Origin of the sequence: Subtercola boreus (genome assembly GCF_003399635.1) — a bacterium.
GTDB classification, from domain to species: Bacteria; Actinomycetota; Actinomycetes; order Actinomycetales; family Microbacteriaceae; genus Subtercola; species Subtercola boreus_B.
The window spans coordinates 16,617-31,319 of sequence record NZ_NBXB01000024.1; the positions used below are offsets into that span (position 1 = coordinate 16,617).

The 14,703-nt window shown below is 67.9% G+C and carries 12 protein-coding genes; 7 read left to right on the forward strand and 5 right to left on the reverse strand.

Features of this window, described 5'->3' with window-relative positions; genetic code table 11:
- The first annotated feature begins 29 nt into the window (after positions 1 to 29).
- Complete coding sequence (locus tag B7R22_RS07710) at positions 30 to 1,355, forward strand: LLM class flavin-dependent oxidoreductase (protein ID WP_116411199.1); 1,326 nt, start codon at positions 30 to 32, stop codon at positions 1,353 to 1,355.
- Between the two features lie 55 nt (positions 1,356 to 1,410).
- Here B7R22_RS07710 and B7R22_RS07715 read toward each other — a convergent pair whose 3' ends face one another.
- Positions 1,411 to 2,475 carry a DUF559 domain-containing protein gene (locus B7R22_RS07715; protein ID WP_116411200.1) on the reverse strand — a complete coding sequence of 355 codons (1,065 nt, stop codon included), beginning with the start codon at positions 2,473 to 2,475 and terminating at the stop codon, positions 1,411 to 1,413.
- Between the two features lie 283 nt (positions 2,476 to 2,758).
- On the opposite strand from B7R22_RS07715, the gene B7R22_RS07720 reads away from it, so the two are divergent.
- Entirely contained in the window at positions 2,759 to 3,817 is a 1,059-nt protein-coding gene (locus B7R22_RS07720) for an NYN domain-containing protein (RefSeq protein ID WP_116411209.1), read from the forward strand.
- A gap of 97 nt (positions 3,818 to 3,914) precedes the next feature.
- On the opposite strand, the gene B7R22_RS07725 is transcribed toward B7R22_RS07720, so the two are convergent.
- Complete coding sequence (locus tag B7R22_RS07725) at positions 3,915 to 5,852, reverse strand: DEAD/DEAH box helicase (protein WP_116411201.1); 1,938 nt, start codon at positions 5,850 to 5,852, stop codon at positions 3,915 to 3,917.
- Between the two features lie 119 nt (positions 5,853 to 5,971).
- On the opposite strand from B7R22_RS07725, the gene B7R22_RS07730 reads away from it, so the two are divergent.
- Together B7R22_RS07730 and B7R22_RS07735 are read left to right on the forward strand one after the other, a co-directional pair.
- Positions 5,972 to 7,279 (forward strand): hypothetical protein, encoded by a 1,308-nt coding sequence (locus B7R22_RS07730; RefSeq protein WP_116411202.1) that lies wholly within the window; start codon positions 5,972 to 5,974, stop codon positions 7,277 to 7,279.
- 154 nt (positions 7,280 to 7,433) lie between these two features.
- Entirely contained in the window at positions 7,434 to 7,850 is a 417-nt protein-coding gene (locus tag B7R22_RS07735) for a hypothetical protein (protein WP_116411203.1), read from the forward strand.
- Positions 7,851 to 7,941: 91 nt separating this feature from the next.
- Here B7R22_RS07735 and B7R22_RS07740 read toward each other — a convergent pair whose 3' ends face one another.
- Positions 7,942 to 8,826 (reverse strand): 3-hydroxyacyl-CoA dehydrogenase, encoded by an 885-nt coding sequence (locus B7R22_RS07740; RefSeq protein WP_253258949.1) that lies wholly within the window; start codon positions 8,824 to 8,826, stop codon positions 7,942 to 7,944.
- A 23-nt stretch (positions 8,827 to 8,849) separates the two neighbouring features.
- Positions 8,850 to 9,461: a TetR/AcrR family transcriptional regulator gene (locus B7R22_RS07745; protein WP_116411204.1), complete on the reverse strand. Its 612-nt coding sequence runs from the start codon at positions 9,459 to 9,461 to the stop codon at positions 8,850 to 8,852.
- 87 nt (positions 9,462 to 9,548) lie between these two features.
- On the opposite strand from B7R22_RS07745, the gene B7R22_RS19750 reads away from it, so the two are divergent.
- On the forward strand, positions 9,549 to 11,921 hold the full coding sequence (locus tag B7R22_RS19750) for an alpha/beta fold hydrolase (protein WP_253258950.1): 2,373 nt from the start codon (positions 9,549 to 9,551) through the stop codon (positions 11,919 to 11,921).
- A 73-nt stretch (positions 11,922 to 11,994) separates the two neighbouring features.
- On the forward strand, positions 11,995 to 13,038 hold the full coding sequence (locus tag B7R22_RS07755; RefSeq protein ID WP_116411205.1) for a LacI family DNA-binding transcriptional regulator: 1,044 nt from the start codon (positions 11,995 to 11,997) through the stop codon (positions 13,036 to 13,038).
- Positions 13,039 to 13,046: 8 nt separating this feature from the next.
- Here the strand turns inward: B7R22_RS07755 and B7R22_RS07760 are convergent, their stop codons facing one another.
- On the reverse strand, positions 13,047 to 13,628 hold the full coding sequence (locus B7R22_RS07760; RefSeq protein WP_116411206.1) for a TetR/AcrR family transcriptional regulator: 582 nt from the start codon (positions 13,626 to 13,628) through the stop codon (positions 13,047 to 13,049).
- A gap of 53 nt (positions 13,629 to 13,681) precedes the next feature.
- Here B7R22_RS07760 and B7R22_RS07765 point away from each other — a divergent pair, with 53 nt between their 5' ends.
- Positions 13,682 to 14,413, forward strand: a complete 732-nt coding sequence (locus B7R22_RS07765) for an MBL fold metallo-hydrolase (RefSeq protein WP_116411207.1) — start codon at positions 13,682 to 13,684, stop codon at positions 14,411 to 14,413.
- The last annotated feature ends 290 nt before the right edge of the window (positions 14,414 to 14,703 follow it).

A 14,703-nucleotide genomic window follows, 5' to 3' on the forward strand; every position in this document is an offset into this window, starting at 1 on the left:
GCCCGGGCCGTTTCGCCCAGACTGGAGGCATGTCACAGCTCCAGCACTTCGGATGGTTCTTCGGCCGGGGCTTCGGCCCGCAGGGCTGGGGGCGGCCCGACTACCGCTGGAACTACGCCTGGCAGCGCCCCGACATCTACCAGCAGTCGGCGCGTGAACTCGAGCAGGCCGGGTTCGACCTGCTGATCGTCGAGGATGCCCTTTCGCTCGGCTCGCCCTCGACTCTCCCGCTCCGCGTCGACTCGGCGTACGGCGGGCCGAAACACGATCCGCTGTTGCTCGCGCCCTACCTGTTCGGCGCGACCACGCACCTCGGCGTCGCCCCGACCGTCAACGCCGGAGCGTATCCGCCCTACCTCGCGGCCCGTCAATTCGCGACGCTGCAGCACCTCAGTGGCAACCGGTTCGGGGTGAACGTGGTCACGGATGTGAAGAGCGCCAGGCACTTCGGCCTGCCCGAGCTCTCGCACGACGCCGCGTACGACCGCGCCGAGGAGTGGCTGGAGGTCGTACGGCGGCTGTGGCACAGCTGGGGTGACGGAGCGTATGTGGGGAATGTCGCGTCGGGCCGCTTCGCCGACGCCTCCCGGCTCGACGCTTTCGAGCATCGCGGCGAGTACTTCTCGCTCGACGGGCCGCTGAACGCGCTGCCGTTCGACGAGGGCGCGGGCGACCCGGTGATTGTGTCGCCGGGTGGATCCGGTCGCGGGCTCGCGTTCGCTGGGCACCAGTCCGACGTGCAGCTGGCGCTGGCGCCGCTCGACGCCGCGAGCGTGCGGGAGTACCGGGCGCGCATCCACTCTGCGGCGATCGCTCAGGGCCGCGAACCCTCCGACATCGCGGTGCTGTTCGTGATCAAGCCCGAGATACTGGGCAGCCAGGAGGAGGTGGATCGGGTGGTGCGTGCCTCCGAGCATCCGACCGACGACGTTCTGCTCGCGGTCCTCGCGGCGCAGTCGAGCGACCTCGAGACCGACCTCACCGGGCTCGACCTCGACCGGCCCCTGCCCGCCGGCGTGTTCGGGCAGCACGTGTCGGAGGGCACGATCAACAACCTCGTCGGCCGCGGCGGATCGCTCGAGGCGGACACCGTGCGGCAGATCGCGACCCGCAAGGCCCGCAAGGGCCGCCTTGCCGACGGCTTGGGCTTCGTCGGCACCGCCGTGCAGTTCGCGGACTTCGTCGAACACCTCGGGGAGTCTGCGGACAACGACGGCTTCATCATCAACGGCGACCTGCACCCCGTCACCCTGCATAGGATGCTCGATGAAACGGTGCCCGAGCTCCGCAGCCGCGGCATCCTCCGCACCTCCTTCGGCGGCGGCGGCCTCCGCGCCAACCTCCGCGACTTCTGACCCCTCCCTCCCTCCCTCCCTACCCCCCCCACCCTCGAGAGGACGTGTTCTGCAACTACCGCGCCGTCGAAGTTGCATCTTGCGTCCTCTCGAGGCTCCGCCGTGGGCGCGGGTGCGCGCGGCGGAGGGCCTCGGAGACACGGCGTGTGGTCTCCGCAGAGTCCCGGAAGAGGCCGCGTTTCCGCACGCGAATGACCTGCCAACCTGCGAGGGTCGCTCGTTCCACGCGCGACATGTCGAGTTCGTACTGCGCGTCGTTCGTGCGGTGCTGATCGCCGTCGTACTCCACGATGACCTCCCGGTCCCGGTAGACGAGGTCGAAACGGCCGATCCTCCCGTCTGCGTCATCGACTGGGCCATTGACCTCGGGCACGGGCAGGCCCGCCTCGCCCAGCAAAAATCTCAGAAGCGACTCGGGTCGCGATTCGGCTCTCGTCACGAGCAACACGGCGGCCGTTCGGGCCCGCACAGAACCGCGACCGCGGTAGCTCTGAACCCGTGCGGAGAGTTCGTCCAGAGTGACGAACGGGCGCGGAGTCCCGTATCGCTCGGGAAAGACCGGTCTGTGAACGAAGTAGTCTCCGACCGCGACGAGTTCGTTCAGCGGCAGAAGCACGGCGAGCGAGAGCCACGTCGACGCAGCATCCGTCACCGGCAGGCCGAAACGGCGTTGCGAGATGTCGGCGTTCTGAGCCAGAGTGTGCCCGACCGTTCCGGATGTTCGGCGGCTCCTCGCGGGGCGACGAACGCCCACGTGGAGGTCTTCGCACCGAAACGCCTCCGGCAGCGGCGCATTCCAGAGCAGCGCGGCCGTCACCCCGCAGAACACTTCGCCGGAGCGGAGCAGCACTCCGAACGAACGCGCGTCGCTCAGCAGCTTTCGCTGCCTGGCCTGTTCCCTCCGATCGCGGTCGGCTGCGCGGTCTGACGGTGGCGGGCGCTCGCTCGCAGGGTTCCGCGGCGCAGTCGTCGGTGCGGCGCCCGGCCTCCGCACACCGCGGAAGGGCGCTTCGAGGTCTCGCCTCCGCAGCCGTGCCGTGCTGACGCCCGCGGCCAGGGCCGAGGCGACGGTGAACGGATGCTCGTCCTGCCGCTCGGGTGAAGGGTCCGTTCTTCTCATGACCACACTCTGCCGTAGGTCACCCCTCGCCTGCCCAACTTATCCACAGGCCATGCTTCAACCGAGAGGACGCAATCTGCAGGTCGTGGGGCACCCGGATCGCAGATCGCGTCCTCTCGCAGTCGCAAGGGGCGCGGGAGGAAGAGGAAAGGGGAGGGGAGGGGGAGGGGGAGGAGGGGAGGGGGAGGGCGCGCGCAGAGCGGCGCGGGCAGGGCGCAGGCAAGTAGGCCAGACTGGAGGGGCGGCCGATCCGGGCCGCGTGACCGCGGCTGAGGAGCTCACCATGACCGAACCGAGTGATTCACGTGTCGGCCTGTACATCGACTTCGACAACATCGTCATCTCGCGCTACCAGCAGTTGCACGGGCGGCAGGCCTTCCAGCGCGATGGGATCCGCGATTTCGACCGTTCGAAGCAGGGTGCCGATCCGGATGTCGCCGCCCGCCTCGCCGCGGCGACCGTCGACTTCGACGCCATCATCGACTTCGCCGCCTCGTTCGGCACCATGGTTGTGAACCGGGCCTACGCCGACTGGTCGGTGCCGGTGAACGCCAGCTACCAGCGCCAGCTGATGTCGCGGGCCGTCGACCTGACGCAGCTGTTCACCACGACCACCCGCGGCACCAAGAACGGTGCCGACATCCGGCTCGCCGTCGACGTGGTCGAAGACCTCTTCCGGCTGCCCGACCTGACGCACGTGATCATCGTCGCTGGCGACTCCGACTACATCGCCCTCGCCCAGAAGTCGAAGCGCCTCGGCCGGTTCGTCGTCGGTATCGGCGTCGCTGGGTCGACGAGCACGTCCCTGGCCGCGGCCTGCGACGAGTTCGAGGACTACGACTCCCTCCCGGGCATCGAGAAGGTCACGGTCGTGCCGTCGTCCGATGAGCAGTCCGGTGGCACGTCATCCGGCGGGTCGCGGTCATCGCGCCGTCGTCGGTCGGGGGCTCCGGATGCCGCGGCAGAGGTCGCCGCGGCAGAGTCCGAGCCCGCCGCCACCGCGGGCGCCCCGCGCCGGGTCTCGACGATCCCGATGTTCTCGCACGTCGGCGACAGTGCGTTCGACGAGGCCGACCAGGCCGACGACGTGGATCCGCAGACCTTCGCCACGGATCTGCTGCTGCGCGCGTTGCAGATCGGCCACGCCAAGGGCGACGCCGAGGAGTGGCTGAACACGGGCACGGTGAAGAACCAGATGCGCCGGATGGATCCGTCGTTCAACGAGAAGCCCCTCGGCTACCGCTCCTTCACCGACTTCCTCGCGTCACGCGACGACGTGGCCGAACTCAGCGAAGAGGGCCCCCAGCGCCTCATCCGGCTGCGCCCGAGCGCCGACGAGTGAGGCGTCAACGCAACGGGCGGCCCCGACGGGATCCGACGCGCTCTTCGGCACGGATCCGTCTGGGGCCGCCCGTTCGGTGATCGGGACGCTCGCTCCGCTACTTGTGGCGGGGCTTCCGCTCGGGGCGTTCCGGGCGCTCTGAGCGATCGGCGCGGTCGCCGTAGCTCGGCCGGGAGTCACCGCGGGGCGGCGCGTCGCGACGGAAGCCCTCCGAGCGCACAGCGCCACCGCGCTTGTCGGGCGCGATCTCGATCAGCTTGCCGCTAATGCGTGTGTCGCGGAGCCTGTCGAGCACGTCTGAGGCCATGTCGACCGGCAGCTCGACGAGCGAGAAGTCCGGACGGATGTCGATGTGTCCGAAGTCGTCACGGCTGAGGCCGCCCTCGTTGGCGAGCGCGCCGACGATCTGGCGGGGCTCGACCTTGTGGCGCTTGCCCACCTCGATGCGGTAGGCCTTCATCGGCTTGGTGCTGCGGGGGCGGCGCTCGGGGCGGTCGCCTCGATCATCCGAACCGCCGCGGCCGTCGTGCGTGATGCGGCCCTCGCGCTCGGGGCGGCCCGCACCCGAGCCCGAGCCCGAACCGTTGCCGTAGCCGCTCCGCTCGTCGCGCCCCGGCCGGTCGTCGCGTGAGAAACGCGCCCCGCGGGTGTCCTCCTCGAGCAGCAGCGGCGTGTCGCCCTGCGCGACGACGGCGAGGGCCGCGGCCACATCGGCTTCGAGAACGTCGTGGTGAGCCACGTAGTGACCCACGATGTCGCGGAAGGCGGCGATGCGCTCCTGCTGCTCGAGCGCCGCGGTGATCGCGTCGTCGAAGCGGGCGAGACGGGTGACGTTCACGTCGTCGGCGGTCGGCAGCTTCATCTCGGTGAGCGGCTGGCGGGTCGCCTTCTCGATCGCTCCGAGCAGGCGGCGCTCCCGAGGGGTGACGAAGCTGATCGCCGCGCCGCTCCGGCCCGCGCGACCGGTGCGGCCGATGCGATGCACGTACGACTCGGTGTCGATGGGGATGTCGTAGTTCACGACGTGGCTGATCCGGTCGACGTCAAGGCCCCTGGCCGCGACATCCGTCGCCACCAGGATGTCGAGCTTGCCCGACTTCAGCTGGTTCACCGTGCGCTCGCGCTGCGCCTGCACGACGTCGCCCGAGATGGCGGCAGCCGAGTATCCGCGGGCCCGCAGCTTCTCGGCGAGGGTCTCCGTCTCGCTCTTGGTGCGGACGAATACGATCATGCCCTCGAAGTTCTCGACTTCGAGGATGCGCGTGAGGGCATCCACCTTCTGCGGGTACGACACCATCAGGTAGCGCTGCGTGGTGTTCGCCGAGGTGGTGGTCTTGTTCTTGACCGTGATCTCTTCGGCGTCGTTCAGGTACTGCTTGGCGATGCGGCGGATGGCCGGCGGCATCGTGGCAGAGAAGAGGGCGACCTGCTTGTCGTCGGGGGTGTCAGCGAGGATCGTCTCGACGTCTTCGGCGAAGCCCATCTTCAGCATCTCGTCGGCCTCGTCGAGCACCAGGTACTTCAGCTCGGAGAGGTCGAGGGTGCCCTTGGCGAGGTGGTCCATGATGCGGCCGGGCGTGCCGACGATCACGTGCACGCCTCGGCGGAGCGCGGAGAGCTGCACGCCGTATGCCTGCCCGCCGTAGACGGGGAGTACGTGCACACCTCTCATCTGCGAGGCGTACTGCTCGAATGCCTCACAGACCTGCAGGGCGAGTTCGCGGGTGGGGGAGAGCACGAGGGCCTGGGGCTTCTTCTGCGACACGTCGAGCCGGCTCAGGATGGGCAGCGCGAAGGCGGCCGTCTTTCCGGTTCCGGTCTGGGCGAGGCCCACCACGTCGCGACCGTCGAGCAGAGGCGGGATGGTCGCGGCCTGGATCGCGGAGGGAGTCTCGTAGCCGATCTCACGCACGGCCTTCAGCACCGCGTCGCTGAGCCCGAGGTCGGAGAAGGTGATGGCGGTCTCGGAGGGAGCGGCGGGGGCGGCAGAGGTGGCGGGCGCTGCCTCGATGTCGGCGTTCGTGTCGGTGGTCATAGTCAAACGGTAGTCGCTCCGGGACACTGGTGATCGCCCGTTCGGGTGACGGATTAACACGTCGAGGGATTCTGACCCTATGCTGTGAGCCCATTGTCACCTATTCGGGGGGTAGTCCCATGAGCAACGAATCAGGCACCAACAGACTCGCACCGTCCAACACCAGCACGCACCTCACGCGCCGGGCGCTCCTCTCTATGATAGGTCTCGCCGTACCCGCAGTGGCCGTCACTGCGTTGGCTCCCGCGGCCGTGGCATCTACCACTGCCACGGCATCCGCCACCACGGCATCCGCCACCACGGCATCCACCATTGCGGCATCCGCCACTGCCCCGGCAGCCGCAGTCGCAGCAGCCGCCGTCCCCTCCTACGGGGTCAAGGCCGCGGCCCGCTCAGGCCTCAGGGTCGTCACCGGCCGCGACTTCGCCCAGTCGAACTACTGCTGGTACCAACCGACCGTCACGTCGTTGAAGAACGTCGCATACACGATCGCTCCGAACTCCTCCACCAAGGCCTCCGCCGTTCCGGTGCAGGTCAGCGGGGGAGTGACGAACCCCTTCTCGCTGATGCGGCTCGGGCCGAACAACTCCTCGTCGGGACAGCAGGTCGTCGTCGACGGCCTGCTGCTCACCGGAACCGCGCAGCCCCCCTCCGCCGCCAACCCCGGCAAGGCAGGGCACAACTACCACGGCCTGACCGTCTACTGGGGCCGGCGGAACATCATCGCGAACTCGACCTTCATCGCGGCATCCTGGGGCGACGCCAACTCGCCGCCCGGCGAGACCTTCGCGATCATGGGCTACCGGGACACCGACACGTACATCAAGAACGTGGAGGTCGACGGCCGCACTCCCGACGGCACGCGGGTGGGCGGTTCGCCGATGGGGTTCAACAATTCCACGCGCCCCGTCATCGAAGATTCCTATCTGCACCATTCCCTCGTGTCGTCGCTGACGTTCTCGACCGCCGGGAACACCCCGTCCGTCGCGAATGCCACATCATCTCCGACCACCCGTCGCATCCGCATCGAACACAATGCGAACACGAAGATGGAGAAGGGATACCGGTTCACGGGTATCAACCACGAACATGTGCTCGGCACGATCAAGCACTACCTGCCGACGATCGCCATCGACTGGACGGAATGGACGGCGTCGCACATGTGGTTCGGCAGCTGGTTGTCCTCGGCGCAGATCAGGATCACCATCGACCCCGCGTCGATCACCGGCGGGTATCCGAACAACAGGGGTTGCCTGACGCTCGCCATCCCGGCCCTGGTGAACGGCAGGACGAATCAGCAGAAGCTGAGCGACGTGGTGGTGACGCTGCCAGACGGTACCCCCCTGAAGCCGTACATCGTGTCGTCCCCGCACGGCTGGCCGATGCCGATCAGCAGGAACACGCACTATGTCGTGAACGTAGGGTAGCCGTCCGGGGGAAGTGTGCACGTCAGGAACATTGCCTGGTGTGAATCTTTTTCCTGTCAACGGGAATCAGCGGACCTGCAGGGAGGTTACAGATTCGGTACCGCCGGTGGTACCGTCTGCCTCAGGCAGATCCGCACTCCTGAAAGGACGATCCGTGACCGACACGACTCCTGATTTCGCCTCCTCATTTGCCCGCAGCCTTGCCGAGCAGACCCCGCCGCCCGTGCATCCGCTGATGAGCCCTGAGCAGAACGTCGCCCGGATCATGGACACCGGCAAGGTCTGGTTCGTTGCAGCAGCCGGTTCGGTCGCGCTCGTCGTGAGCATTCTGGCGGCGTCGGGCTGGCGCCCCGCGCTCCTCACCGGTGGTCTCGCGGTGCTGTTCTGGGCCGCGTCCTTCTTGGTTGCGGTGAGCGTCGGGCTGATCGGATGGTCGGGCTGCCCGATCCTCGAAGTCGACGTTCCGACGGCAGACCGCAACAAGACGCTCACCATGCAGCTCGGCACGATGCTGTTCATCGTCGGCGGTGCCGCGGCGCTGCTCGCGATCCTCCTCGGCCCGGCCCGCTAGCAGCAGAACCCTCAGGGCCGGCTGTACTCAGTACCGGCTGTACTTAGTTCCGGCTGTCCTCAGTACCGGCTGTACTCAGTACCGGCTGTCCTCAGTACCGGTAGAACCCCTCGCCCGTGGCGACCCCGAGCTTGCCCTTGTCGATGTACTGCTCCTTGAGCAATGCCGCGAAGGCCTGCGAGCCCGGGTCGGGGTTCGCCACCGCGATGTTGTACGGGGTGGTGAGCCCGATCACGTCGTAGATCTGGAACGGGCCGAACGGCGCGCCGGTCGCGATCCGCCAGGTCTTGTCGATCGTCTCGACCTCGGCGAAGCCGCCCACCAGCAGCCCGGCGGCCGCGTTCAGCAGCGGCACGAGAAGCGAGTTCAGCACATAGCCCGCCTTCTCCTTCTTGAGCTCGATCGGCACCAGCCCGCTGCCCGACGCGAACTCCACCACGGCGGCGAAGACGGCCGGATCGGTGTCGACCGTTCCCATCACCTCGGCGGTGTTCTGCCGCCAGACGTTGTTGGCGTAGTGCAGTGCGAGGAAGCGGTCGGGCCGACCGGTGAACTCCTTCAGGTCGCTCGGAAGCAGGGTGGAGGAGTTGGTCGCGAAGATCGTCTTCTGCGGGGCGAGCGCAGCGAGTTTTGTGTAGGTCTCCCGCTTCACCTCGAGGTTCTCCGGCACGGCCTCGATCACGAGATCGGCGTCGGAGACGGCCTCGGCCAGGTCGCTGGTCACCCGGATGCCCGCCAGTACCTTTTCGGCCCGTCCTTCGACCGGGTGGTCTGCATCGCCACCGACGTTGTCGGCCGTGTAGATGCCCGCCAGTTTCTCGAACCGGGTGCGGGCCGCGCTGACGAGCTCGTCGGTGAGGTCGTAGGCCGTGACGTCGAACCCGAACCAGGCGGCCTGAAACGCGATCTGCGAACCCAGGACGCCGGTGCCGAGCACGGTGACGTTGGTGATCTTCTGCATGGTGGTGCCTTTCATGTCGTTCAGCGTTTCGGGTGTGTTCAGCTGTAGATGCTCCGCACCCAGATCCCCGTCAGCACGTCGAGCGCCTGGGAGGGTGCGACGGCGGGAGTCTCGCCGTTGAAGGCGGCGAAGAGCACCCGCTCGTTCAGGAGATTGAGCGCGATGGCGAGGGCCCGGGCATCCGTCCCTGCGGGAGCCGCGCCGCGCGCTCGTTCTGCCACGATGACGTCTGTCGCGTAGCCCACCCAGGTCTGCATCGCCCCCGACCAGAGCGCCTCGACCTCGGCGTTGCGGAGGCGGGCCCCGATCGCGGCGGCTGACACGGCGCGGTGGGCCGCGAACACCTCCACGAACACGCCGATCACCCGTCGCCACGCAGCCTCGGGGTCGGCGTCGAAGTCGCGCGGCAGCGTCACGACGCGCTGCTGCACCTCGCCGATCACGCGGTCGAGCAGAGCGAGCAGCACATCGTCCTTCGAGGAGAAGTAGAAGTAGAAGCCCGGCCGGGAGATGCCAGCGCCCGACGCGAGGTCTTCGATCGAGATCTCGTCGAGGCTGCGACTCGCAAGCAGCGTCTCAGCGGTGAGGAGAATCGCCTCCTGCCGCTCATCGCCGCTCAGCCGTGCTGTTCTGCGAGAGCGTTGGGGCATGAACCCACTCTAATGATCGCGGCACCCGAATCAACAGGGTGTCGAAGAATTCGACACGGTGTCAGTGAGCGTGCCTATAGTGAAGCCATGACAGAACACATCGACGTGCTGATCGTCGGAGCGGGCCTGAGTGGAATCGGCGCTGCGAGCCACCTCAAGCGGGCGCTGCCCGCCACGAGCTTCGCGATCCTGGAGTCCCGGAGCGCCGTCGGCGGCACCTGGGACCTCTTCCGTTACCCCGGCATCCGGTCCGATTCGGACATGTACACCCTCGGCTACGACTTCCGCCCGTGGACCGACGCCAAGGCGATCGCCGACGGCAGCTCGATCCGCGACTACATCACTGCCACGATCGCCGACGAGGGCCTCGAGAGCTCCATCCGGCTGAACCATCGGGTGATCAGCGCATCGTTCTCGAGCGCCACCGCCCTGTGGACGGTCACGGCCCTCCGCACGACGGCCGCCGAGTACAGTGCTGCTGCCGAAGGCCAGACTGTCACCTTCACCTGCTCGTTCCTCTCGGTGTGCTCCGGCTACTACCGCTACGACGAGGGGTTCACGCCGGCGATCGCGGGCGCCGACTCGTTCGAGGGCCGCATCGTGCATCCACAGCACTGGCCTGCCGACCTCGACTACGCCGGCAAGCGGGTCGTGGTCGTCGGCAGCGGTGCCACTGCCGTCACCCTGGTGCCGTCGCTGGCGAAGACGGCCGAACACGTGACGATGCTGCAACGCTCGCCGACCTACATCTCACCGGTGCCCTCCCGTGACCATCTCGCCGATCGCCTCCGAGGAAAACTGCCGGCCCAGCTGGCCTACAACGTCGTGCGGCTGAAGAACATCGGCTTCTCGATGTTCACCTACCAGCTGAGCCGGCGCCGGCCGGAGAAGATGAAGCAGCTCCTCCGCTCGTCAGCGGTGGCAAAACTGCCGGCCGGGTTCGCCGTCGACACCCATCTCGCCCCGACCTACGAACCCTGGGACCAGCGGCTCTGCGCCATTCCGGACGGCGACCTGTACCGAGCGATCAGCCGCGGCAACGCCGACATCGTGACCGACAGGATCGGCGAGATCACCCCCACGGGCATCCGGCTCGCCTCGGGGCAGACGCTCGACGCCGACATCATCGTCACGGCGACCGGGCTCAACCTGCTCGTGATCGGCGGCATGTCCCTCACGGTCGACGACCGTGCTGTCGACGTGTCGAAGGCGCTCAGCTACAAAGGGATGATGCTCGCGGGTGTGCCGAACTTTTCGCTCACCATCGGGTACACCAACGCCTCCTGGACGCTCAAGGCCGACCTCGTGGCCTCCTACGTCGTGAGGCTGCTGAAGTACATGAGGCGGCACGGATACCAGACGGTGACACCGGATGCTCCCGCCAACGTCGCCCGGGGCCAGCTCGTTCCCCTCATCGACCTGCAGGCCGGGTATGTGCTCCGGAGCGTCGACGCGCTGCCGAAGCAGGGGGAGCGGTCGCCGTGGCGACTGCACCAGAACTACCTGCGTGACTTCCGTCTGTTCCGAGTGGGTAGCCTCCGTGAAGACGTGCGATTCGGGCGGGCCCAGGGTGCCGCGGATTCCCGAGCCGAACAGCCTCTCGATCTGCCGGGCACCGCCTTCCTGACCGTCGACGGAGTGCGCCTCCGCCATCGGGACACCGGATCGGGCGATCCCGTGCTCCTGCTGCACGGAATCGGCCAGAGCCTTGAGGACTGGACGGAACAGCACGACCGTCTCTCGGCCCGGCACCGCGTGCTGAGTCTGGACCTGCCCGGTTTCGCCTACTCGGGCCGGGTGCCGGGCACTGCCACGCTCGAACGGCTGGCGAGCATCCTGCCCGCCTATCTCGACGCGGTCGGCGTGACCGGGGCGGTGCCCGTGATCGGCAACTCCCTCGGTGGTGCCGTCGCGATGACATTCGCGGCCGCGCATCCCGCCCGGGTCTCGGCGCTGGTGCTGGCCGACAGTGCGGGATTCGGCAGCGATGTCACGCTTGTGCTCCGCCTGCTCGCCATTCGCCCCCTCGGCGCGGTGCTGATGCGGCCCGACCCGAGAAACTCCCAGCGGACGGTGCAGGCGGTGTTCTACAACCGGGAGTTGGCGACGGATGCCCGGATCCGGCACTCCTACGTTCTCTCCCAGCGCGCAAGTCATTCCCGCACGATGCTCGAGGTGGCGCGTGACCTCGGAACGTTCCGCGGAGTCCGGTCGGAGTGGCGGGAGAAGCTGCTGACTCGCATCCGGAACCTCGACATCCCCACCCTCGTGCTGTGGGGTGACCACGATCACATCCTGCCGTTCAGTCACCTCGCGGCGGCACGCAAGGCGCTCCCGGCCGCAGAGCCACATGTGTTCGGACACACGGGCCACATGCCGCAGATCGAACAACCGGACGAGTTCTCGTCGGTAGTCGAGGAGTTCCTGCAGAAGGCGCGCCGCGCCGCGGTGTCCGGATAGCCGGGGCAGGGCAGAGCGGGGCCGGGTGGGTGGATGCCCGGTGCCATACTGGTGCGATGACGGAACTGGTGCGATGACTGACCGGCCTCCACCTCGGTCGGGGACACCCGAAACCGTCAGCATCCGCGACGTGGCGCACCATGCGGGCGTCTCGGTGGGAACCGTGTCGAACGTGCTGAACCGGCCGGGCAAGGTGTCACCCGGGGCCGTCGAACGGGTGCACGCCGCGATCGCTGAGCTGGGATTCGTGCGGAACGACGCCGCGCGCCGACTCCGGGTGGGACACAGCACCTCGTTCGGGTTGATCGTTCTCGATGCTGCGAATCCCTTCTTCACCGACCTGGCCAGGGGAGCCGAAGACGAGGCCGCCGAGCACGGTTACGCGATGCTCCTGGCGAACAGTTCGGAGAACCTCGAACGCGAGGCGACCTACCTCGATCTCTTCGAATCCCAGCGCACTCGCGGGGTGCTGATCTCGCCGCTCACGAGCGACAGCACCCGCCTGGCGGCACTCCGCTCACGGGGCATCCCCGCGGTAATCGTCGACCGCCAGCTCGACGACGCCAGCTTCTCCTCCGTCTCTGTCGACGACGTGGCGGGCGGCCTCGCGGCGGTGACGCACCTCCTGGCCAAAGGATTCCGGCGCATCGCATTCATCGGCGGCCCCGTCGGCATCAGGCAGGTGAGCGACCGGCTGCTCGGTGCGAGGCGAGCCGTGTCCGCGCATCCGGATGCCAAGCTCGAGGTGATCGCCACGTCGGCGCTCTCCGTGACGGAGGGGCGCGCAGCCGGCCTCGCCATCCGAGCCCGGCCGGCCGGCGCGTGGCCGCACGCCATCTTCGCCGCGAACGATCTGCTCGCGGTGGGCGTGCTGCAAGCCATGAACATGTCGGGCACGTCGCACGTGCCGAACGACGTCGCGCTGATCGGCTACGACGACATCGCGTTCGCCTCAGCGGCGGTGGTTCCGTTGACCTCCGTGCGCCAGCCCAGTGAGGCCATCGGTCGCACGGCGGTCGGCCTGCTGATCGATGAGACCGAGGGCGCCATGGGTTTCGCGCCCCGGCAAGTGGTCTTCCAGCCGGAGCTGGTCGTGCGGGAGTCGTCGGGAGGCTGAGCCCGAAACTACAGGTGTGGCGGCCTGTCTGCCGGCTGTCCGTCGGGTTCGATGCTGATCGCCGCGATGATCCGGTCGAGTCCGAACTCCCACGCCTCTGCAGGGTCACCGCCCAGATTGAAGCCGCCGTTCAGTTCCATGCTGACGAAGCCTGCAGCCCAGGCGGTGAGCGTGCGTGCCGCCACCAGGGAATTCTCTTCCCCGGCGAGTTCGTGCGCGGCCCGCAGGATGCCCGCGCTCACCGTCGCGGCGAGAGCCTTGCTCACGGCGGCTGCCGCAGTGGCGTCGCCCGGCGTCATGACCAGGCGGAAGGCCGCCGGGCGGGCGAGCCCGAAAGTGCGGAACGTGGCCAGCAAGTGCCGGGCATCCGGCGCAGCGTCAAGCTCGGCGGCCAGTTCTGTCAGCGTCGACTCGGCCACCAGCCGGACGAGATCGTCGCGGTTGCGTACCCGCTTGTAGAGCGATGGCGCCCGAACCCCCACCCGCTCGGCCACGGCCTGCATCGTGAGGCCGGGCAGCCCGTCTCGTTCGAGCAGGTCGCGGGCGGCGACCACGATGGCGTCGAGTGAAGTTCTGTCAGGCGTGGGCATGTCGACAGTATAACTATTGACAGTAGCCATGATGGCTATGTATCGTAGCCATCATGATCCTCTCCTCCTCGCCCCAGTTCTCCCTCCACCGCGTCGGCGACGATCTCGTCGCGTTGTACCTTGTCGGCACACCCGAGGGGATCACGGTCATTGACGCCGGCATTCCCGGCCAGTGGAGGGACTTCCTCGCCGAGCTTCGCGCGATGGGCCGCCCTCTCGCTGACGTGAAGGGGGTCATCCTCACCCACGGCGACTCGGACCACATCGGTTTCGCCGAACGCCTGCGGCGTGACCACGGTGTGCCCGTCTTCGTGCACGAGGCGGATGCCGCCCGTGCCAAGGGTGGGCCGAAGCCCAAGAACGCCTCCCAGAAGATGCGGCTGGGTGCCACGCTGGGATTCTTCGGGCACATGATCCGCAAGGGCGGCCTCCGCACGACGCATCTGGTGGAGGTTGAGGAGATCGTCTCCGGGCAGACACTCGACCTGCCGGGTTCTCCGCTGATCATCGGCATGCCCGGACACTCGCCGGGAAGTGTCGCGGTCAGCATTCCGGCGGTCGACGCTGTCTTCGTGGGTGACGCTCTCACCACGCGCAGCGTGCTCACCGGACGCACCGGCCCGCAGCCTGCGCCCTTCACGGATGAGCCCGCCGAGGCTCTCGCCTCGCTCGAAGCGTTGCTCCCGACGGGGGCGAAGTGGGTGCTTCCAGGCCATGGGACTCCGTGGAGCGGGGGAGTCGCCGCGGCGGTGACCGCCGTGCAGCGTGCGGCGCAGGCCGCCTGACGCATACCGCGTGATATTGCTGCCGCGCCCTTCGGGCTTGCCTTCGGATGGATGGGTTCTGGATGCGCGTGGCTGGATCGGTGGGGTGGCCAGCCGAGGCGAGGCTCGAAACGCAGGTGGTTGGCTGTGGTGGCCGGGTGAGGGCGTCGTTCTACCCGGTGTAGCTGTGATGATCATTTTGCAGACCCTCGCCTGATGGATGGTCTGGTGGGTGGTGGCCGGGTTTCCGTTGGCGTGCCCTGTTTTGTTGGCAGGGTCTGGGGGTTTGGTTCCAGTCGAGGGATTGGGGT

Excerpts from the sequence above, each read along its gene's own strand:
- B7R22_RS07710 (WP_116411199.1), top strand. The coding sequence starts at position 30 with ATGTCACAGCTCCAGCACTTCGGATGGTTCTTCGGCCGGGGCTTCGGC.
- B7R22_RS07715 (WP_116411200.1), bottom strand. The coding sequence starts at position 2,475 with ATGAGAAGAACGGACCCTTCACCCGAGCGGCAGGACGAGCATCCGTTC.
- B7R22_RS07720 (WP_116411209.1), top strand. The coding sequence starts at position 2,759 with ATGACCGAACCGAGTGATTCACGTGTCGGCCTGTACATCGACTTCGAC.
- B7R22_RS07725 (WP_116411201.1), bottom strand. The coding sequence starts at position 5,852 with ATGACCACCGACACGAACGCCGACATCGAGGCAGCGCCCGCCACCTCT.
- B7R22_RS07730 (WP_116411202.1), top strand. The coding sequence starts at position 5,972 with ATGAGCAACGAATCAGGCACCAACAGACTCGCACCGTCCAACACCAGC.
- B7R22_RS07740 (WP_253258949.1), bottom strand. The coding sequence starts at position 8,826 with ATGAAAGGCACCACCATGCAGAAGATCACCAACGTCACCGTGCTCGGC.
- B7R22_RS07745 (WP_116411204.1), bottom strand. The coding sequence starts at position 9,461 with ATGCCCCAACGCTCTCGCAGAACAGCACGGCTGAGCGGCGATGAGCGG.
- B7R22_RS19750 (WP_253258950.1), top strand. The coding sequence starts at position 9,549 with ATGACAGAACACATCGACGTGCTGATCGTCGGAGCGGGCCTGAGTGGA.
- B7R22_RS07755 (WP_116411205.1), top strand. The coding sequence starts at position 11,995 with ATGACTGACCGGCCTCCACCTCGGTCGGGGACACCCGAAACCGTCAGC.
- B7R22_RS07760 (WP_116411206.1), bottom strand. The coding sequence starts at position 13,628 with ATGCCCACGCCTGACAGAACTTCACTCGACGCCATCGTGGTCGCCGCC.
- B7R22_RS07765 (WP_116411207.1), top strand. The coding sequence starts at position 13,682 with ATGATCCTCTCCTCCTCGCCCCAGTTCTCCCTCCACCGCGTCGGCGAC.